The 20,891-nt window shown below is 37.5% G+C and carries 11 protein-coding genes, 2 tRNA genes, 6 pseudogenes and 1 riboswitch; of the genes and pseudogenes, 2 read left to right on the top strand and 17 right to left on the bottom strand.

Features of this window, described 5'->3' with window-relative positions; all coding sequences use genetic code 11:
• Nucleotides 1–49: 49 nt before the first annotated feature.
• The 9 genes and pseudogenes from recJ to FLP15_RS06050 form a co-directional block, all read right to left on the bottom strand.
• Nucleotides 50–2,266: a single-stranded-DNA-specific exonuclease RecJ gene (recJ, locus tag FLP15_RS06090; RefSeq protein WP_142766390.1), complete on the bottom strand. Its 2,217-nt coding sequence runs from the start codon at nucleotides 2,264–2,266 to the stop codon at nucleotides 50–52.
• Nucleotides 2,267–2,408: 142 nt separating this feature from the next.
• Nucleotides 2,409–3,104, bottom strand: a complete 696-nt coding sequence (locus FLP15_RS06085; RefSeq protein WP_142766389.1) for an SDR family NAD(P)-dependent oxidoreductase — start codon at nucleotides 3,102–3,104, stop codon at nucleotides 2,409–2,411.
• Nucleotides 3,097–4,019, bottom strand: a pseudogene (gene rnz / locus FLP15_RS06080) (ribonuclease Z). Before rnz ends, FLP15_RS06085 begins: the two are co-directional and overlap by 8 nt.
• Before the next feature lie 855 nt (nucleotides 4,020–4,874).
• Nucleotides 4,875–4,947, bottom strand: a tRNA-Lys gene (locus FLP15_RS06075).
• Between the two features lie 101 nt (nucleotides 4,948–5,048).
• Nucleotides 5,049–5,120 (bottom strand) — tRNA-Arg (locus tag FLP15_RS06070).
• Between the two features lie 268 nt (nucleotides 5,121–5,388).
• Complete coding sequence (locus FLP15_RS06065) at nucleotides 5,389–6,282, bottom strand: SPFH domain-containing protein (RefSeq protein ID WP_142766388.1); 894 nt, start codon at nucleotides 6,280–6,282, stop codon at nucleotides 5,389–5,391.
• A 243-nt stretch (nucleotides 6,283–6,525) separates the two neighbouring features.
• Nucleotides 6,526–7,194, bottom strand: coding sequence for a hypothetical protein (locus tag FLP15_RS06060; RefSeq protein WP_142766387.1), 669 nt, complete (start codon nucleotides 7,192–7,194; stop codon nucleotides 6,526–6,528).
• A 106-nt stretch (nucleotides 7,195–7,300) separates the two neighbouring features.
• Nucleotides 7,301–8,187, bottom strand: a pseudogene (miaA, locus tag FLP15_RS06055) (tRNA (adenosine(37)-N6)-dimethylallyltransferase MiaA).
• 287 nt (nucleotides 8,188–8,474) lie between these two features.
• A pseudogene (locus tag FLP15_RS06050) lies at nucleotides 8,475–9,139 on the bottom strand (YitT family protein).
• A gap of 218 nt (nucleotides 9,140–9,357) precedes the next feature.
• Here FLP15_RS06050 and FLP15_RS06045 point away from each other — a divergent pair.
• Together FLP15_RS06045 and FLP15_RS06040 are read left to right on the top strand one after the other, a co-directional pair.
• On the top strand, nucleotides 9,358–9,534 hold the full coding sequence (locus tag FLP15_RS06045) for a DUF3042 family protein (RefSeq protein ID WP_142766386.1): 177 nt from the start codon (nucleotides 9,358–9,360) through the stop codon (nucleotides 9,532–9,534).
• 21 nt (nucleotides 9,535–9,555) lie between these two features.
• The gene (locus tag FLP15_RS06040; protein WP_142766385.1) at nucleotides 9,556–9,729 is read left to right on the top strand and encodes a DUF3042 family protein; all 174 of its coding nucleotides are present in this window, start codon (nucleotides 9,556–9,558) and stop codon (nucleotides 9,727–9,729) included.
• A gap of 135 nt (nucleotides 9,730–9,864) precedes the next feature.
• Here FLP15_RS06040 and FLP15_RS06035 read toward each other — a convergent pair.
• The 8 genes and pseudogenes from FLP15_RS06035 to FLP15_RS06000 all read right to left on the bottom strand — a co-directional run bounded on the left by FLP15_RS06035 (nucleotide 9,865) and on the right by FLP15_RS06000 (nucleotide 20,702).
• Nucleotides 9,865–11,872, bottom strand: a pseudogene (locus FLP15_RS06035) (KUP/HAK/KT family potassium transporter).
• Between the two features lie 203 nt (nucleotides 11,873–12,075).
• A pseudogene (locus FLP15_RS06030) lies at nucleotides 12,076–14,084 on the bottom strand (KUP/HAK/KT family potassium transporter).
• A gap of 135 nt (nucleotides 14,085–14,219) precedes the next feature.
• Nucleotides 14,220–14,867, bottom strand: coding sequence for a thiamine phosphate synthase (gene thiE, locus FLP15_RS06025; RefSeq protein ID WP_142766383.1), 648 nt, complete (start codon nucleotides 14,865–14,867; stop codon nucleotides 14,220–14,222).
• On the bottom strand, nucleotides 14,860–15,660 hold the full coding sequence (gene thiD / locus FLP15_RS06020) for a bifunctional hydroxymethylpyrimidine kinase/phosphomethylpyrimidine kinase (protein WP_142766382.1): 801 nt from the start codon (nucleotides 15,658–15,660) through the stop codon (nucleotides 14,860–14,862). Before thiD ends, thiE begins: the two co-directional genes overlap by 8 nt.
• Before the next feature lie 7 nt (nucleotides 15,661–15,667).
• Nucleotides 15,668–17,005 carry a cytosine permease gene (locus FLP15_RS06015; RefSeq protein WP_142766381.1) on the bottom strand — a complete coding sequence of 446 codons (1,338 nt, stop codon included), beginning with the start codon at nucleotides 17,003–17,005 and terminating at the stop codon, nucleotides 15,668–15,670.
• A gap of 3 nt (nucleotides 17,006–17,008) precedes the next feature.
• Entirely contained in the window at nucleotides 17,009–17,761 is a 753-nt protein-coding gene (gene thiM, locus FLP15_RS06010) for a hydroxyethylthiazole kinase (protein WP_142766380.1), read from the bottom strand.
• Between the two features lie 84 nt (nucleotides 17,762–17,845).
• A riboswitch (TPP riboswitch) is annotated at nucleotides 17,846–17,951 on the bottom strand.
• 121 nt (nucleotides 17,952–18,072) lie between these two features.
• Nucleotides 18,073–19,493: pseudogene (gndA, locus tag FLP15_RS06005) on the bottom strand (NADP-dependent phosphogluconate dehydrogenase).
• Nucleotides 19,494–20,114: 621 nt separating this feature from the next.
• Nucleotides 20,115–20,702: a YtxH domain-containing protein gene (locus FLP15_RS06000; RefSeq protein ID WP_142766379.1), complete on the bottom strand. Its 588-nt coding sequence runs from the start codon at nucleotides 20,700–20,702 to the stop codon at nucleotides 20,115–20,117.
• Nucleotides 20,703–20,891: the final 189 nt, after the last annotated feature.

Below are 20,891 nucleotides of genomic sequence, written 5' to 3'. Positions count from 1 at the left end.
TTTCTGTCAGTTTTCCTTTTCTTCAAACTTTCTATAAGTAAGAAAGTTTTTATTTTTCTGTTAGTTTTTGATAAATTTCTTTGACTGGCGCGAGCGCAAAAAGCTCTTGCCACTTAACTGTTTCCTGAAGTTCTTGATAAATCTTACTTTCGGAAATTTCACGTTTTTGCGCGTTCTTTTCCACAGTCATTAAGCCGTTGTCAATTTTGACAAAACCAAGCTCCTCGAAAATTTGAATCATCTTAACTAGTAAAAGCTCTGGAATTTTCAAATAGTCAGCTAAGTTTCGTAGCTTATATCGTACATCGAATTCGGGAAACTGATAAATTGCTTTATACAACTTTGCAAATTGCTCGCGCGTTCCACTCCCAGTGAGATAGTAACTTTTATCGATCTTGTTTTTGAAATAAATCAACTTGTTTTCTGCTGACAAGGCTTCCGTCAGTGCTGACAGACCTGTGTGAGAGCTTGGAACCTCGTCTACAACAAGCACGTCTTCCATTATACCATGTTTTAACTCATTTTTTGCAAAAATTTTTGTGTTTTCCGGAAAATTAATTTGTTTACTCCGAATGTCAAGAAGCTCTATTCCAACAACTTGAGCATCTTCGATCATGAGTTGTACTGTAGTATTTCCATTCCAACTATTACTTGATAGCGTCACGGCTAGTTTTGTTTCAGCTTGCTCAAATTCTAATTCTTCTGCACCATGTCCAAAGTAAACTGCATCAATTTGTGCTTTATTTTGCTCGATTTTAAGTTTAAGATGACTGTTATCTTTACCCATGCTACGACTTTGCGCTACTTTATAATTTTCCACAAGGAATCGAGGTTTAGGGTTATCCATACCAAATGGAGCAAATGCCTCCAAATTATTTATGGTACTCAATGAAATACTGTCTAATTCACAAGTTCCCGCAAGTTCAAGCACCGTTTTTCCAGACATATCAATGTTGTTGTCCATGATAAAGTCAATCATTACTTGCTTAAGCTTCTCAACATTTTCGATAGAGAGCGTCATGCCAGCCGCTTGTTTATGTCCACCAAAAGCGATAAATAACTCCCGATGTGGATCAAGTGCTTTAAAAATATTGAAGGCATCAATTGAGCGTGCAGAGCCACGTAAAATCCCCTCTTCTTGCGCTAACATAATGATGGGCTTATGGATTTTCTCCAAAAGTCTGCCCGCGACAATACCGAGAACACCCTTATGCCAATTTTCATGATAGAGAATTTGAACAGGTTCATCAGTCAACATTTCTGATGCTTCCTGATAGATTTTATCCACAATTGATTTACGCTCATTATTTTTTTCATCAATCATCTGCGCAATAGATGTCACAGCCTCTTCATCCCAGCCAGTGAGTAGTTCAATAGCGGGATTAGGGTCATCTAAGCGTCCAAGCGCATTAAGGCGCGGTGCAATTTGGAAACCGACAGTTTCCTCAGTAATTTTTCCAAAATCACAGCCAGCAATCTTCATCAGTTCTTGCAAACCTGCGCGTTCAGTCCTTGCAAGTTCTTTTAGACCATGTGCAACCAAAATCCGATTTTCATCAGTTAAACTGACCATATCAGCAATTGTACCAATAGCAACTAAATCTAACATTTCGCTTGGAATATATTCCAAAAGAGCACAGGCAACTTTGAAAGCAACCCCAACCCCTGCTAGATACTTGAATGGATAGACACTATCAGGATGCTCTGGATGGACAATCGCACAAGCATTTGGCAAAACTTCTGGCATGCTATGATGATCTGTGACAATCACGTCAACACCGTGATTTTGAGCCCATTCAATCGCATCAAAACCTGCAACACCATTATCCACAGTAATAATCAAATCAATAGATTCATTGTTGATAAAGTATTGATAAACATCAAGATTGGGACCATAGCCGTCTGTAAAACGATTGGGCAGATAAACTTGAACCTCTGCGCCCAGCTCATCGAGCGCTGTTTTCATAACTGAACTTGCTGTCATTCCATCAGCATCGTAATCCCCATAAATCAGGATATTTTCACCATTTTCTACTGCTGACAGAATTCTGTCAGTAGCTTTTTTCATGTCATGAAGTAAAAATGGGTCATGAAGTTCTTCCAAACTTGGACGCAAAAAATTCTCTATTGTATCAGCATTCCGAATGCCCCTACTGTAGAGAATACTACTTGTTAGCTCATCTAATTTATATTTTTTTGTTAATTTTTTAAATTCTTCTGGAAGCACTGTTTCAGTGATTTTCCATGTATATTTTGATTGAATCATTTAAACACCTATTCTGTTTAAACTTACTCCTCAGTTCTCTTTTAAACGAGTTCCCGAACAACTCTTTCATTTTAACACAAATGCCAACAAAAGAAAATCTGATTGTTTCACTTTCATTTGACTGCTCAAACCAATACTCTTTTCATTTAAAATCAAAAAATTTTACTGACAGAAAATCTGTCAGTGCGGGAAATAAAGCTCTAAACTTACTGACAGCCGTTAATCGCCAAGGTAAGTTAATTTCTCGCTTAGTTTTACCAAGATTTCTCACAATCTTGTGAGCAACTTTTTCAGCAGAAATCGTATTTTTCCCCACTTTTTCAAGATAAGCTTTATTATTCTTGTGAAATTTTGTTTTAACAGGTCCAGTATTGACCGTTGTCACAATAAGTTCTGGTCTTTCCATCCTCAAAACATCTGACACCACAATCAACGCTGCTTTTGAAGCTGCATAAATACTTGATTTGGCAGTCGGAAGTTTACCTGCACTTGAAGCAATATTGACAATTTGAAGCTTAGGATTCACTTGCCGAATCAGCTGAATCGGAAACAATGTGTTAATTACAAATTGTTCTGTAACCTCTGCATCTGTCAGCTCTGAAAGAAGCTTAAAAACACCAAATCCTGCATTATTAATCAAGATATCAACACTGACAGAAATTCCGTCAGCAAGCACTTGCTCATTTGTCAACAAAGTTACATTCGCCAAATGTCCATAAAGTTCTGTCAGTGCTGACAGACTCCTAGAAACCAGAATCAACTGTTCCTGCGCTAAAAGCTTGACGATTTCTTGCGCAATATCACCTGTCGCCCCAGTAATCAATATGTTTCTAGCCAATTTTCTCCTCATAAAAATCTTTAACAACAAAACTATTCTTATGTACTGCCTGAGCTTCGCCTGCAAGTTGTCCGATTTTTGGTCCTACATAACGGGCACTAATATGAGTCAACAGAAGCCTTTTTGCTCCCGCTTCTTTAGCAACTTCTGCCGCCTGCTTTGATGTAGAATGGCCATGCGCTCGCGCCATTTTACTCTCAGCTGCTCCATAAGTCGCTTCATGAACGAGTAAATCAGCCCCCAAGCTAAACGCACAGCAGCGTTTGATTTTCTCGTATCACCTAAAATTGTTACCACTTTTCCAGCTTTTTCGGCTCCGATATAGTCATCTGGATTAAATATTTTTCCTTCAAATTCAACAATTTCACCTTGCTTAATTTTGCCGAAAAGTGGTCCAAAAGGTAGTCCTGCAGCAAGCAGAGCTGGCGCATCTAACTCACCAATTCGATTTTTCTCAACCACTCGGTACCCTAAGCAAAAAATCGTATGATCCAAAAGTTCAGTATAAACTTCAAAACTCTCATCTTCAAAAATCTTCCCAGCCTCATCATATTCATGAAAATAAATCTGATAGCCAAGTCTTGAGCCAGAAAGTTTAAGACTCGTTAACACAAAATCCTTAATCCCTCTAGGACCATAAATATCAAGATTCGTTTGTTCTTCCGCAGATTGAAAACTACGACTGGACAAAAATCCTGGCAAACCAAAAATATGGTCACCATGCAGATGTGTAATAAAAATTTTGGTAATCTTTCGCGGACGAATTGCTGTATTCAAAATCTGATGTTGTGTTGCTTCTCCACAGTCAAACAACCATATTTCATTACGTTCATCAAGCATTTTTAAAGCAATTGCCTGCGTATTGCGAGATTTTGAAGGTTGTCCAGCACCCGTTCCTAAAAATTGAATCTCCATGATTCCTCCACTTAATATAGCTCATTTATCCTAAAAACAATGTTAAATCTAACTTTCTAGAATGAATTTTTTAACTTAGCAAATGCGTGCTATCTCCGCCCTTTGGGCTACGCGATAAACATTTGTCCGTTTTATCTAGCCGCTGAAGCGTCTGATAAAAAGGCTGTCGATTCTCGCTACGGCACGAACGTGCCTAGTCGAAGTCGCAACTCACTACATGCTCTGCACGCCGTTCTACGAACGGTCTCCGCAACTTCGTTGCTCCGCTGTCCGTTTGATTGCCATTTGGCGTTGCCTCTATTCTTGTCACTTTAGTGACTTAGAGATAGAGGACAAATGTTCATCGGCACCTTAGTGCCTTACAGCCAATGCCTTTTGCTCTTGGGCTTTTAGCCCCTAAGCAAACGGACAAATGTCCTATGGTCATGCGAAGCTAACTGCTAAAGCAGTAAGAGCAAAAGGCAAAGCAATAAGGCGAAATGGCAAGCTCTGCTTTCGTTCTACTGCCCTAGGGTCCTAGCGCTTCAGCGATTGCGATTTGAGCTTGTTGCTTTAGCAACTTAGCGAAATCGACAGCGGAGCAAAGCGGAGATAGAGCGAATGGATAACGAAGCTTCGCTACGGTGTGACCTCATATCTTTGATGTTAAGCAGACTGTTGCAGCTTTAGCTGCGTACAGGTCGCTTAGTTGTTACACCTAGAGGTTGTGCCCTAACATTGGTGAGGGAGAAAGAATCCCCCACCAATGAAGTAATCACTTCAACATCAATTTAATATAGAGCATTTCACTTTTTTCCAAAGTACAAACAAGAAAAATTGTGAGTCTCCCCACAATTTTCTCACTGAATCAATTAGTGACCCGTGCTGGGCTCGAACCAGCGACCCTTTGATTAAAAGTCAAATGCTCTACCAACTGAGCTAACGAGTCTTAATAAATATGTACTACCTCAGTTGGTAGTAAGGAAACAAACTACATTTGCTTTGTCCTGTATGCCCCGTATTTCAGGAAAAACCACAACAATACCGCAATGCGTCCGGAGGGAATCGAACCCCCATCTCAAGAACCGGAATCTTACGTGATATCCATTACACTACGGACGCGGACATGGTTTCCCAACCCTTTTATTTTACCTGAATTACCCTAAAAATGCAAGAACAAACCTAACATTTTGCCAAGCAAAAAAGTAATCAAATATACCGAAAAACAACCCTTACCCTAGTTTACATCAAGGTGTGCCGTAAAAACCACTAGCTCACTGATACAGGTTTTGATTTGTTGCTTCAGCAGATTACGATTGAACTACCTACTTTCAGTGATTAGTGAAATCGCAGTGAAGCTCGTATATATTGATTACTTTTATTTTTTCTCTTATTTTGCTTTCAATGCAGACATGATTTGTGTGCGTAAATCCTCAGCTCCTTCACCACCAGCAGGTAAGAAAATGCTTGAGTTGCCATGTTCAGCAAATTGATTCAGAGTATCAAGATATTGATTGACTAGCAAAACAGACATGATTTGTTCTTCTGACAAATTCACTCCTGTTTTTTTCAATTCAGCAATTTGTTGTGCCAAGCCATCGATGATTGCTTTACGTTGTCCCGCAATACCTACCCCACGTAAACGATCTTTTTCTGCATCCGCTTCGGCTGCCGTGACAATCTTGATTTTATCAGCGTTAGCAAGCATTTGAGCTGCATCACGTTTCCGTTGGGCCGCATTAATTTCGTTCATAGATTGCTTAACTTCTAGGTCAGGCTCAACTCTCGTAATCAATGTTTTAACAATAATATAGCCATAGGTTTCCATTTCTTCCGCTACTTGATGCTGTACTTCAAGTGCTATCTCATCTTTTTTCTCAAAAAGTTCATCCAAAGTCAGCTTTGGCACAGCAGAACGGAGAGCATCTTCAATGTAAGACTTGATTTGTTCTCCAGGATTCATAAGTTTATAGTAAGCATCCTTGATGCTATTTTCATTTACACGATACTGCGTTGCAATGTTCATCGTAACAAAAACATTATCACTTGTTTTTGTTTCAACAGTCATTTCATTTTGCAAGAGACGGAGCTGAATTCTAGCTGCAATACGGTCAATTCCCCAAGGCAATTTCAAGTGAAAACCAGGTCCAGCTGTAAATTGATATTTCCCAAAACGTTCCACAATAGCAACTGTTTGTTGTTTTACCACAAAAACCAATGTGCTCAAACTTAGAATCAAAATCAACAAAATAACTGCTAAAATAATCAGCGGAATAATAAACATAAAAGTTCCTCCTTTTTATCTGGTAATTTCATCATAAATATGACAAAATCCGACGCATCAAGTCTCTTACAAGTCCCAATTACTAGCCTTTAACAGACTCCCACCCCAACTGCGTTAAACTGACAGAATAGTCAGTAATCGTTTCCATAAATATAACATTTCTCTAAGAAAAAAGCAAAATTTCATGACAATTTTGTAATAGAAAAGCTGTCAGTATGCTGACAGTTTTTCATTCACTATTTTTTAGAAACCTTTAGAAATATAAAGATTAAATTTTTGATGACCATATTGCAAAAGAAGCGGTTTAAAATAACCAATTTTCTGCGCTGACTCAAGCAAATCATCAATATTATATCCTGACAAACGCATGAAATCATCATTCTCTGACAGAGCTGTCAGTACAGTTTCATCTTTGACAAATTCAAATTCAGTAGAAAAAACGGCAGGTTTCATCAAAATTTTTCCATCACTTTCCTGTAAAAGATAATGTGGAAAAATCTGTGCAATTTCAAAAATTAATTCTGTTGTAATTTTTACTGGAAATTCGCTGAACACCACAGCTTCTTCTTGATTATTTTTATAACAAAATCCAAAAGACTTACCAGAAAGATTTAAGCGTACAAAACGAAAATTTTCAGCTCCCGCTTTTCCTTCCAATCGAAAATCAGGATTGTCCTGAAAAATATCCAGCGCACATGAAAGTTCAAAGAAATAATCTGTCGCATCCTTAGGTGAGCGCTTCTGATAAAGTTCGGCAAAATAAGCATTTAATACTGATGCAGGTGGTGTCGAAAGCAATCGCTTATCAGTCACTTCTGTCAGTGCTGACAGACGATTCTCTAAGAAAATGCGGTCTTGAGCCATGTAACCTCCATATTTCATTGCTAAATCTATCCATTTTTTATCATTCATTTCTCATATTCCTCTAAATTTATCAATTTCGCTTACTGACAATTTCCTGTCCGTACGCTGACAGCCTTGTCATCATTCCTTATTATAACATTTTTCAAAAAGTCCTTCAGTTCAAAAAATCAGTCACTTTTTCAAAGAGATTCTCAGGATAATTTTCCTCAAAAACATCAAAAAACTCAACATCCATCCGATTTTTAAACCATGTCAATTGACGCTTAGCATAACGTCTCGAATTTCTTTTGACTAGCTCAACTGCCTCTTCTAAGTCTATTTCCCCAGCAAAATAAGGAAAAAATTCTTTATAACCAATCCCTTTTGCAGCCTGAACTTCTGGATAATCCTCAAACAAATAACGTGCTTCATTAAGCACACCAGCATCTATCATACGATCCACACGTTGATTTATCCGTTGATAAAGGCTACTGCGCTCCGCACTTAAACCAATCAAGCAAAAATCATAAATCGGTGCTACATTTTTTTCTTCACTTCCCCCACATTTTTCCAATTCTAATGCACGAATCGCACGCCTACGATTCATTTCAGGAATTTGCAAGCCACTTTTCTTAATTTTGGCAAACAATTCTTCGTCTGTCAGTACTGACAAATGCTCACGAAGTTCCATCATTGCTTCATGATTTTCTTGTCCACCAAGGTGATAGCCCTCTACCAGTGCTTGAATATAAAGTCCCGTTCCCCAACAATAATAGGAACTTTCCCTTCTTTCAAAAGCTGTGCAATCTTCTTATTGGCCTCAACAACAAAATCATGAGCAGAAAAATTTTCAGTCAAATCACGAATATCAATCAAGTGATGTCTAGCTAATCGCTGTTCCTCACGTGTTGCTTTTGCAGTGCCAATATCTAATCCTCGATAAACTTGCTGCGAATCTCCAGAAATAATCTCACCATTCATCTTTTTTGCAAGCTGAATCCCCAGCAACGTTTTTCCTACCGCCGTAGGTCCTACAATAACTAAAACTTTATTTTTCATCACTCTATTATTAAATTCTCACTTTTATATCTAATCCTATTTACCACCCAACAAATTAAAATACTGGGATGAAGCAAACTAATTTTTTACCAACTCATCAACTTTTACAACCACTAGACTTTATTATTTCAGATTTCGACAATAAATTCAAATATCCTATCAAAAAAGCAATTGAACCATGTTCAATCACCCTACATTTTTTATAAAAATAAGTCTCCACCTCTTATTCAAAGGATAAAGTAACACTATTTCCACTATACAACACTAACTTATTCCTTTCTCATTAAGTTTCAAGTCGCAAAAACTTTTTTATAAACTTTTTTCCCCTTTAAGACCAGCCCTTTACGATATTCAGGACGTCCTACAATCAAGGTCACCTTGCTAAATATATAGCAAGATAATAAAGTTACTGCAAAATTAGGAAGTGCAAGATAAGTCAAAAGTGATAGTCCCAGTACAACAACATCCACCATAAACAACACCTTATCAATCTTAAAATTCCATTGCTCTTCCAAAATTCGACTCAGCAAAATCGAACCGCCAAACGTCCCTTCAGAAATAATAACTAATCCTGCACCAATCCCGAGAGAATTCCATCACTTATTCCAGCAAAAATAATATGCGAAAACTCAATTCCAGAAACACCTAAAGCTTCATATAAAAGCAGCCACAAACTCATTGACAAAGCCCCAGGAATACTTAATAACAATACTCGCGGCGCAAGCAAACGCCATCCAAAAAGAAAAAGCGGAATATTAACAAGAAAAAAAGTTAAGGCAGGATTGATGCCAAAAACAAAGTCCATCAATACAGAGACTCCAGCTACACCATTACTTGCCAAAAAATTGGGAATAACGAACATCTGAACAGATAAAACATAAAGTCCCACACCCATGATCAAAATAAGTAAGTCCTTCATAAACTTTTTGTCAATCTTTACACCAGTAATTGTCATCGTAGTTTCTACCTTCTTTCTTTTTTATGAATTTTTTGTTTTTTACCAACTCCCTCCATCGTATCACACCAAGCCCATCTGAACCTTAACCAGTTAATTTTCATTGAAAACTCATCAATCTCATTTTTTCATCATATTATTATCCATTTTAAAATCTTTAGCTTATAATTATAATATAACAAAATATAAATTATAAGAAACACACAGAAAGGAACTTTATGAATAAGTTACTCAAAGGCTATCTCATTGGAAAAGCCATCGAAATCACTATCGCAGGAACCACTCTTCTCATCGCAAAACACAAAGGTTATCTTCCAGAAATGTCACAAGTTTCAGCCGATATTCCAAATATGGAAAGACACAAAAAAGCCATTCGAAAAAGGCTCGCACGTTAAACAAAATTTGGAGGAACTATCATGCACAATAAATCATTCATCACAGGTTTCGTCGCAGGAAAAGCATTTACCCTTATCGCTCTTGCCGCTGGCGCACTATGTATAAAAACCCAAGTCATCAATCCAATCAAAGAGAAAAAACAAATGATTGACAATGGACGTAAAAGAGCTGCCAGAAAACGTATTGCTCCTTGAAGTGATTACTTCATTGGTGGGGATTCTTTCTCCCCCACCAATGTTAGGGCACAACCTCACATCAAAGATGTGAGGTTGTACCCTAAATTCAGTGGGAGTTAAAACTCCCACTGAATAAGTCTTGACTTCATAAACTCACTGCGTCGGATCGGTCTCTGTTTGCTCTAAGCGTTCATGAATTTCTAGATTACGAACATCTGATAGAACCAATGGCACAGTTTCCACTGTTACCTCAGAAAACTGAAGACCAAACCAACGTACTGGTGAAGCTGTAATTTTTTTAATTTGTGCTTTAGTTTGAAGTACAAATCTTTCAAAACCAGGCATTTGTCGCGCATTCATCAATTTTTCTTCTACCACGACAAAACGGAAATCTCCAACTTTTCGACCTGGCGTAATACTATAATGCTGATGTTGCTGTGGCAAACGACCTGATTCCATCAAATCAGTCACAATAGTCCGCAAATAGCGTGGTACTTCTTGACGCATACGGAAACCTAGATACAAATTAACCCGAACGATAAAGTCCGTTCCTAACATATCAACTTTATACTCAGAAGTATAAGGCTCATCAGTAACCTTCACATTAACAAACCAATAAACTTCTGCTCGTTTTGGGCGTTTATCCAAAATTGAGTATAAGATTGAACGGTCAATCCATTCATGGTCCATTCGACTTGTCAAATAAACCACATTGGTCTGATAAAGGTCATAAGACTCATCATGACGTAACGTATTCAGTTGCTTTTTATAATCATTGATATTCAGTGATTTAATATATTTCAGAACAATTTTATGGGATTTACTCCAAATAAACATCACAAAAATGATAAGCAGAGCAATCAACACGACAATATATGCCCATGAATAAATTGAACTAAAGAAGCCGCGAAGAACGAACCTTCAATAACAAACAGAACCACTGCCACAAAGGCAACAGCAATTTTAGGTATCCCCTTTTGAATTAAGAAATAGGTCAAAAGAGTTGTAGTCATCAACATAGTGATTGTAATAGCAAGGCTGTAAGCCGCTTCCATATGTTCAGAAGTTCTAAAATACAACACAAAAAATGACGTTGTTACCCACAAAGCAAGATTAATTGCAGGAATATAGAGCTGTCCTAGCGTTTGCCCTGGATAATAAATTTTAAGTAAAGGCAACAATTTCAAACGAATCGCTTCTGAAACTAATGTAAATGAACCAGAAATCAAAGCTTGAGAGGCAATAATCGCAGCAAGTGTTGCTAGTATAACAGCATAAACAACCAAAGGTTGTGGCAAAATAGCGAAGAAAGGATTTAACTGTTCATAACTTTCGCCACGGTGCGCAAGAAGCCAAGCTCCTTGTCCACAATAAGATAAGATAATACAAATTTTAACAAAAGGCCAACTGAAATAGATATTGCCACGACCAACATGCCCTAAATCAGAATACAGCGCTTCGGCTCCCGTAGTAACCAGAAAAATAGAACCAAGAATAAAGAAACCAGCTTTATTTTCTGGACTGAGTAACAAATGAATCGCATAATAAGGATTTACTGCTTTTAAAATAGATAAATCTAAAAATGAGTTAAGAAGCCCACTCACACCAAGAAAACCAAACCACAAAAGCATGATCGGTCCAAACAAACGCCCTACAAGACTTGTCCCAAATCTCTGAATCAAGAACAAAAAAGCAAGGATAATCATCGTTGTGATGATAACTGCTGTTTGGTCTGAATAAATATGAGTAAGACTAGGTACTCCTCGTAATCCTTCAATCGCAGAAGTAACTGTTACAGCAGGAGTCAATGCTCCATCGGCTAACAGCGTAGCACCACCAATCATTGCAGGAATGACTAACCATTTTCTCATGCGATGCACAAGAGTAAAAAGTGAGAAAATCCCTCCCTCATGATGATTGTCTGCTCTCAAAGCCACAAGTACGTATTTAACCGTAGTAATCATCGTCAATGTCCAAATAACAAGTGAAACTGCACCTAGAACAAAGTTTTGAGATATATTTTCCAATCCCCTTGTCCTCTGACAATTGCTTGCATGGCATAAAGAGGACTTGTCCCAATATCACCATAGACAATACCTAATGCAATAATAAAGCCAGCTGCACTCGCTTTATTAAACGACTTATTGCGTGGATGACTCAATTCTTAATTTCCTCAACTTTCTTACATTACAAATTGTAACTAACTAATAGTGAATTTATCTATCCCCTTTAGCTAACCATATTATATCAGAAAGCCTCTTATTTTTGCAGTTTAAACTTAAGCTCATCATTTATTTCAAAGAACTGTGCATAAATCCGCACAGTTCTTTCATTTTATCATTTAAGACTTCATCAAAAACTCTATTAATCATTTTCTGGTACTTGGGGAATAATACGTTCAATTATCTCCAAATTACGTACATCAGATAAAACCAGTGGCACTTTCTCAATCGACACCTCAGAAAATTGCAGCCCAAACCAGCGTACAGGCGATGCCGTAACATTCTTTATCGTAGATTTTGTTCTTAGTACAAAGCGGTCAAAGCCTGACATTTGACGTGCATTAGTCATCTTTTCCTCAATGACTACAAAACGAAAATCTCCCACTCTTCGTCCTTTAGTAATGGAGTATTTCTGATTTTGTTCGGGCAAACGTCCAGATTTCATCAGATTTGTCACGATTGTACGCAAATATCGTGGCACTTCTTGGCGTTGTCGAAATCCAAGATAAAGATTGACTTTAACAATATAGTCAGTATCTAGCATATCTACCTCATACTCTGCAGTCCAAGGTTCATCCGTCACATTTACATGAACAAACCAATAAACCTCTGCTCGCTTAGGACGTTTATCCAAGATTGAGTACAAAATTGAACGGTCAACCATCTCTCCATCCATCCGATTCGTCAAATAAACTACATTCGTTTGATAGAGATCGTATGATTCATCATCCCGCAACGATTTTATTTGCTGTTTATAGTCATTAATATTAAGTGATTTGATATACTTAAACACAATTTCATTTGCCTTGTGCCAGATAGACATAACAAATAAAATCATAATTGCAAATATAACAACAACATATCCTCCATGCAAGAACTTCACTGCAGAAGCGATAAAGAACATTCCTTCGATGAGAACAAAAGAAACAAAGAACAATATGGCAATTGACCGTCTTGCTAACTGGTGAGAAAGATAGAAGGTCAATAATATTGTAGTCATTAACATTGTAATTGTAATAGCCAGTCCGTAAGCTGCTTCCATATGGGCTGATGTACGGAAATATAACACAATGAAACTAGAAGCCATCCACAAAGCCAAATTAACAGCTGGAATATATAACTGCCCTAAAGTTTGACCTGGATAATAAATTTTAAGCATTGGCAATATTTTTAAACGAATTGCTTCTGAAACTAATGTGAATGAGCCAGAAATCAAGGCTTGAGATGCAATAATTGCTGCAAACGTAGCCAATATAACTGCGAAAATCATAATATGATGTGGCAACACCGCAAAGAAAGGATTCACATCTCCTAATGACTCTCCTCTATTTTTTAATAACCAGGCTGCCTGACCACAGTAACTCAAGATAATACAAACTTTAACAAATGGCCAGCTCACATAGATATTCCCACGTCCAACATGACCTAAATCAGAATACAGTGCCTCTGCACCAGTTGTCGCAAGAAAAACTGAACCAAGAATAAACACTCCCGATTTATTTTCTGGACTAAGGAGAAGATGAATTGCCCAATACGGATTAATAGCTTGTAAAATGGAGAAATCATTAAACAAATTGATTAAGCCAGTAACACCAAGAAAGCTAAACCATACAAACATAACAGGACCGAATACGCGCCCTACAATCGCTGTACCAAAGCGTTGAATTAAAAACAAGATAGCTAAAATAATCAATGTTATGACAATTATTGGCGTTTGTTGTCCTTTGAAGACATCTTGAAAAGCTGGAATTGCTCTCAAACCTTCAACTGCTGAGGTGACCGTCACTGCCGGCGTTAATGCCCCATCAGAAAGTAATGTTGCCCCACCAATCATTGCAGGAATAATCAACCACTTAGCATACTTACGAACTAAGGTAAATAATGAAAAAATTCCACCTTCATGATTATTATCAGCTCTAAGTGCTACTAGTACATACTTTATCGTTGTGATGAGTGTCAATGTCCAAATAATCAGCGAAATTACACCGATAATAAACGATTTTGAAATATTCTCAAGTCCACCTTGACTTTCGACAATAGACTGCATCGTGTATAAGGGACTCGTCCCAATATCGCCATAAACAATCCTAGAGCAATAACAAAGCCAGCTGTCGTCGCTTTGTTAAACGACCGATTGTGTGCTTGATTCACTTTAGTTTCCTCAACTTTCTTCAGTAAAAAAGGAATAAGCTAAAATGATTTTGAAGTCATTTTAGCTTATTGACATTATATCAGAAAATAATCAGATTGGACTGAAAAATCCTGTGAAAACGTTTAGTTGTCCCATTAGTGGGCCTTAAATGTGTCTAGCACGGTTTTGGCCACTGTATCAGGGTGATTTGAACCTATTAAAAGAGAAATTACTGCTATACCATCAATTCCTATGTGAACAAGCTCTGGTAAGACTGATAACCCAATACCTCCTATCCCCACAATTGGAAGATGATTTTGAGGCATCATTTTTCCTAATTCCTGCACACCAATAGGGTGAGTTGCATCCGTTTTGGTTAATGTTGGGTAGACAGGTCCAACTCCTAAGTAATCTGCTTGACTTTCTTGGGCTTTAGCGAGCTCTGTAGCATTATTGACTGAAAGTCCAATAATCATTGAACGTCCAACTTTTTGCCTTGCATCACTCAATTTCTCATCATTTTGCCCCAAATGAACTCCATCAGCTTTGAGCGCTATTGCCAAACCAACATCATCATTTACTATGAAAGGAATGCCAAGTTTTCTTGCTGTATCTCTCAGACTTTGGGCTAATTCTAGACGCTGTCTATCATTTTGGTAAACTATACCTTTATCTCTAAATTGATAAGCAGTTACGCCACTTTTCATGATTAAAACGATTTTTTCTTGTGCTTCCCAGATAGATAATCCTGGAAAATTTTGCGGTCCTGCAATGAAATAACATCTTAAAAATTCTTTATTCATCTGTGTTCACCCAATGATTCAGAGGACCATGCCCATGTCCTACATGAATCGTTTCCTTAATCGTAGCCAGAATAAAGGCTTTTGCCTTGGGCATTATCTCAATCAATGTCTCTCCTTGGGCAAGGTGAGCCGTAATATAAGACGACAAAGTATCCCCTGTACCATGCGTTCGATTTGTCATTATCCTTTTTGAGTCATAGTGACTTATTTTCCCATCTCCTGTCAGTAAAAAATCTGATACAACTTCACTCTCTGTGTGTCCTCCTTTGATTAGTACATTTTTAGCACCCATCCTCTGTAAATCTTTTAAGGCGTAAATAAGTGCTTGGCGATTTTCAATCTTATAGCCGACCATTACTTCAGCTTCTTCTATATTTGGAGTGATGACCTCTGCCAAAGGAAACAATTCATTTTTGATGAGTTCTATTGCATCATTAGATAATAATCTTGCTCCTCCTTTTGCTATCATTACAGGATCAACGGTGAGATGATTGACTTTGTATTTTTTCAGTCCCTCAATAACTGCTTCAACTTGAGCTTTACCGAACAATGCTCCCGTTTTTGCTGCAGAAATCTTTAGATCAGAGAATACAGAATCAAATTGTGAAAGGATAAATTCTGGATGGCTAGGATCAATATCTTGCACACCATAGGTATTTTGTGCTGTTAGTCCTGTGACAATTGTCGCAGCATAAACTTTTTGATTATGAAATGTTTTAGTATCTGCATTAATACCAGCGCCACCGCTTGAATCAATTCCTGCAATTGTCACTACTTGTGGTACCTCTATCATTATTGTCCTACTTTCTAAGTATTCTTGTCAACAAAAAGTAACTGAAACCTGCTAAAATCAAACTTTCAAAACTTGCTCCAATAACGTCACTCACCATTGTCCATCGTTGAAATAGGTTATAAGCAAGTACACCAATTCCCCAAGAAATGACAGCAATCCAGTTAATTCCTTTACTGTACCAGTAGACTCCACCTACTTTATCTAATGCCGAAATATCATATTTTTGATTGTTAAAGATATAAAAATCAATCAAAAAAATAGGAATCACGGGAATCATCGTCATCCCGATTACCGAAAGAAACGCAGTAAAACTTGCTAAAAAACTATTGATGATAAGTGGGATAAATGAAATTAATGAAGCAAGAATAGTTACAATAACCAAGGAACGATTGAAACTTGTTCTCTTAAAGATATTATTATAAGCTGAACCTGCCGCTAACAGACTGACTGCATTTGAGGTAGTTGACGTGATAACAATAACTAATAATGCCACCAAGCCTAGGCCAAGTTTTGTTGCGACAACGGATGGATCTGAATTTTCTGGATTAAAGTTATGCAAACTTAAAGCCATCGCAATCGTAGAAAACATACCGATTGAAGCGAACCACCACGTTCCTATATTTACACCGATAAAAGGTACTACAAGTGCCGATTTTTTATTTTTAGCAAATCTTGAAAAGTCTGAGCCAGCCATTGCCCAGCCAAGATTAAAGACTGCCATTGTATCAATAACTTTTCCAGAAGACATTTTGATATTTATTGCTGGCCGCCAATTTATCAACTGATGCCAAGAAAAATCATGAAAAACAACAATCATTTCCCAGAGTACTAAGATATAAATCAACCAAATCCCAAAACGCTCCAACATTCGAATTGATTTTTCTCCCATAGATACAGACAAAAGGTGTAAAATCATCATAATAAAGATTCCTGTACCAATGCTGATATAAGCATTACTCGAATTGATTGCTGGAAATTTGAATAAGCTATTGAGCATCATAGCCATTGACACTGCCGCAATAAATGTGTTTGCCGCTGCCCAACCCATAAATTGAATAATGTTAATCATTGAAGGTAAAACTGAACCTCGGACTCCAAACGAAGGTCGAGTCAAATACATCGCGGGTAAACCTGTTTTATAGCCCATATATGCTGCAATAGATAAAAAAGCATAAGAAATCAATCCAACAATAACTAAATCAACCGATGCTGTCCACACACCTGCCGCAGCTATTACACCGCCTGTAAACCAAGTACCATTATTTGCATTTGCATTAATCCATGTTGCAAATGAATCCCATGCTCCTGTCGTTCTTTTCTCAGGTGAAATCTGTAAATTTTCCATTTTTCATTTTGCCTCTCTTGCTTTTTGATAAATTTCATCAAGAAATGCATTTATGAACCCTCCTGGTAAATTCTGAACCTGCTCAGTAGCTTGCTCTCCTGCTTCACCAAAAAATTTCGTTGCTTCATAAGCAGATTGGATAAGATTATCTGATACTGCCACAAAAGCTCCAATTGTTGCTGATAACATATCACCACACCCAACATTTACCTTAAAAAGTGGGCTGTCAGTACTGACAAATAAAACTTCAGTTCCGTCAGTAACAACATCAGTTTTCCCCGTTTGGACAATAACTGCGCCCGTCTTTTTTGCAGCAATTTTTGCATTTTCTGGACTTACCACCAGCTCTAGTGCATCAATTCCTTTACTGACAGCTTTTTTGTCAGCAAACCAAGCAATCTCTGCTGCATTACCGCGGATAATGTCAAAACTTACAGCACTTAACAGTTGTTTGACCACACTTGCACGGTAAGGAACATTAACTGCAACAGGGTCCAAAACTATCGGTTTATGCATTTGATTTGCCAATTGACAAGCTTTAAGAAAAATTGGCACGTCAGATTCACTGATTGTTCCAATATTGACTACTAGAGCATCCGCAATAGTGAGTAAAGACTCAATTTCTTGAATTTCCTTTGTCATTAAAGGTGAGGCACCCAAAAAACTTATGATGTCAGCCACTCTTTGCGTGGTGACTTGATTTGCAAGATTCAACACTAACGGTTGTACTTTTTGAATTTGTGTCAAAATAGACATAAAAAAACTCCTTTGTTTGCACAAGGAGGGATAATTAAAAAGAGAAAAATGATTTTCCAAATAATAATTCAAAAGAAATATCCTTTGGAAATACATACACATCCCTACGCAAGTATTAACCTGATCAGGTCTGATGGTCTTTCTCAACTGACAGAATTTTTTATCATTGTCAGTACCCATTGTGCTTATTTTATTTATTTTGGAAGTAATTTAAAAACTTCATACTTCACTCATTCATTGTAGCATATTTTCTCTCATACATCAGATTTCCAAAATTATAAAAGAAAAAAGACTCCAAAAGGAGTCTATTTTTAGTCTTCTGTATACCAGTCATAGTGGAAAATTCCAGGACGATCTGTACGTTCATAAGTATGTGCCCCAAAGTAATCACGTTGTGCTTGAATCAAATTAGCTGGGAGATTTGCTGAACGGTAGCTATCATAGTAGCTGATAGCTGATGTAAATGTTGGTACAGGAATACCAGATTGAACAGCAAGTGTTACAACATCACGGACAGATTCTTGATAACGTTTTGTGATGTCAATGAAATAGTCATCAAGCAAAAGATTTTCAAGAGCATTATCCTTGTTAAACGCATCAGTAATATTTTGCAAAAATTCTGCACGAATGATACATCCAGCACGCCAAATTTGTGCAATGGTAGCATATGGAAGGTCCCAATCATACTCTTTAGAGGCTTGACGAAGTTGAGCAAAGCCTTGAGCGTAACTCATGATTTTTGAAAAATATAGTGCTTGACGGATTTTTTCAACAATTTCTTTCTTATCGCCTGAGAAATTTGCTGTAGGTCCAGACAAAATATTACTTGCTTTCACACGTTCATCTTTATAAGTTGAAATGAAACGAGCAAACACTGATTCGGTAATCAGTGGCAATGGAACACCGAGGTCAAGTGCAGATTGTGATGTCCATTTACCTGTTCCTTTGTTCCCTGCTTTGTCAAGGATAACATCAACAATATAATTGTCTGTGCCTTCATCGTCCTTGCGTTTCAATACTTCTTTAGTGATTTCAATGAGATAGCTATCAAGCTCTCCTTCATTCCATTCTTCAAAAATAGCCTGAATTTCAGCATTATCAAGTCCAATCACACGTTTCAGAAGGTCGTATGACTCTGCAATAAGTTGCATATCGCCGTATTCAATTCCATTATGGACCATTTTCACATAGTGACCTGCTCCGTTTGGTCCCATATAGGCCACACATGGTGCGCCATCTTGTGGAGCTTTAGCAGAGATTTCTTCAAGAATTGGAGCAACAAGATCATAAGCTTCTCTTTGACCTCCAGGCATGATTGAAGGTCCTTCTAAAGCACCTTTTTCACCCCTGAAACCCCTGTCCCAATAAAGTTAATTCCTGAGTCTGCCAGTTCTGCATTACGACGCATTGTATCTGGAAAATGTGTATTTCCACCGTCAATTAAAATATCCCCTTTATCCAAGTGAGGCAAAAGTGACTTAATTGTCGCATCGGTAGCGTTACCTGCTTGCACCATCAACATGATACGACGAGGTTTTTCGATAGCTGCTACAAATTCTTCAACTGTTTTTGTTAGAACAAAGTTTTTGTCTGGATGTTCGGCAACGACTTCTTCTGTTTTTGAAGTTGTCCGATTGAAAAGAGCAACAGTATAGCCGCGAGACTCAACATTAAGGGCAAGATTTTTCCCCATAACAGCCATTCCGACAACACCAAAGTTTGCTTGTGTCATTATAAAATCCTCCGGATTTATTTTTATATATACTAGTCCACTTTAAAATCCTGCAGGATTTTATTGGCATTCACTACATTTGCATACCTTTTGCTCTTACCATTTCGTCTTGCTAGCTTTGCTGGCATAGAACGAATGGATAGCGTAGCGCAGCGGAGATGCTGTTTTGACAGCTATACAAACGGATAGCGTAGTGAACTATTTCGCCTTGCTGCCTTGGCTTTTCTCTCTTACTACTTTCTTTAGCAGACAGCGGACAGCGGGGAGCAACGGTATGCGAAGTACATAGCAGCCTAGAGCGAATGGATACCTGTGGTGTATAATGAATGTAGACCGTTCAAAGAACGATACACGATGTGCGCAATATCAATCGTTATTATTTTTTACAACGACTGAGTTATAGCTTTATTATATCGCAATTTTTTTCCAAATGCTATCACTAAGTATGTAAAATTTTTACACAAAAAAGTCCGCCTAGGAAGTTCTACAATTTCAAATAGAACCACACACTTTTCTAAAACTTATTCACTAAAAAACATAAGAATTTAGAAAATTAAACAGACTTTTTGTTAAGCAAATGTACTGGGTTAAAATAGTAGACTAATATGCTTTCCTCAACTACTACCACTCTTCTGACGTTAATTCTTTAGCTTTTTCAGCAATTTTATTTGCTTCTTCTGATAATTTTTCTGTATCAATTTCTTCTTTGACTTCTTCAACTTTATCAGATGTCGCTTCAACAACGTCCTCTTTTTTATCATTGAATTCTGCAGCTGCTGCTACAACTTCATCAGAAAGATGAGACTCATCTTCATCAAAAAGTTCTTCACTACTCAATTTTACCGTATTTAATTTTTCTACGATTGCATCTCTCGTATCATTGAAAAAAGAAACAACACTTTCTTTTGAAAGTTCTCCTGAGTCCACTTTTTCCTTAATCAAATCGCGCTTTGAAATCAAATAATCTTTGGCCTTTTCAGCAGAAATTTCTCCTGTATCAAATTTTTCTTTAATTTCATTGAATTTATCTGTGGAAAAATCAACAGCGCTATCTTTAAGATTATTTAGCGTTTCTTGAGGATTCTCTTTGAAATCATCGTATATTTTTCCTGCATCTTCGCGTAATTCACTTCCTTTTTTGGGAGCAAGGAAGAGAGCGGCAGCCGCACCAACTAAGGCACCGACTAAAAATCCTGATTTTTTTGACATAAAATATCCTTTCTGTGTTGAGCTATCTTATTTAATTGAGTTCATCCTCTTTGAGTCGGACTCACATCTTACAATTGAGTTCGGTGTGCTTGAAATTTAGTGAAAATAGACACTCCGCTGTCCATTCGCTCTATCTCCGCTTTGCTACGTTGTCGATTTCACTAAGCAGGTGAAACAACTAGCATATCC

The sequence above is a fragment of the Lactococcus protaetiae genome (genome assembly GCF_006965445.1).
Classification (GTDB): Bacteria; Bacillota; Bacilli; order Lactobacillales; family Streptococcaceae; genus Lactococcus; species Lactococcus protaetiae.
The sequence above is the reverse complement of the archived record's forward strand: the minus strand, read 5'-3'. Positions and strand labels throughout refer to the sequence as shown.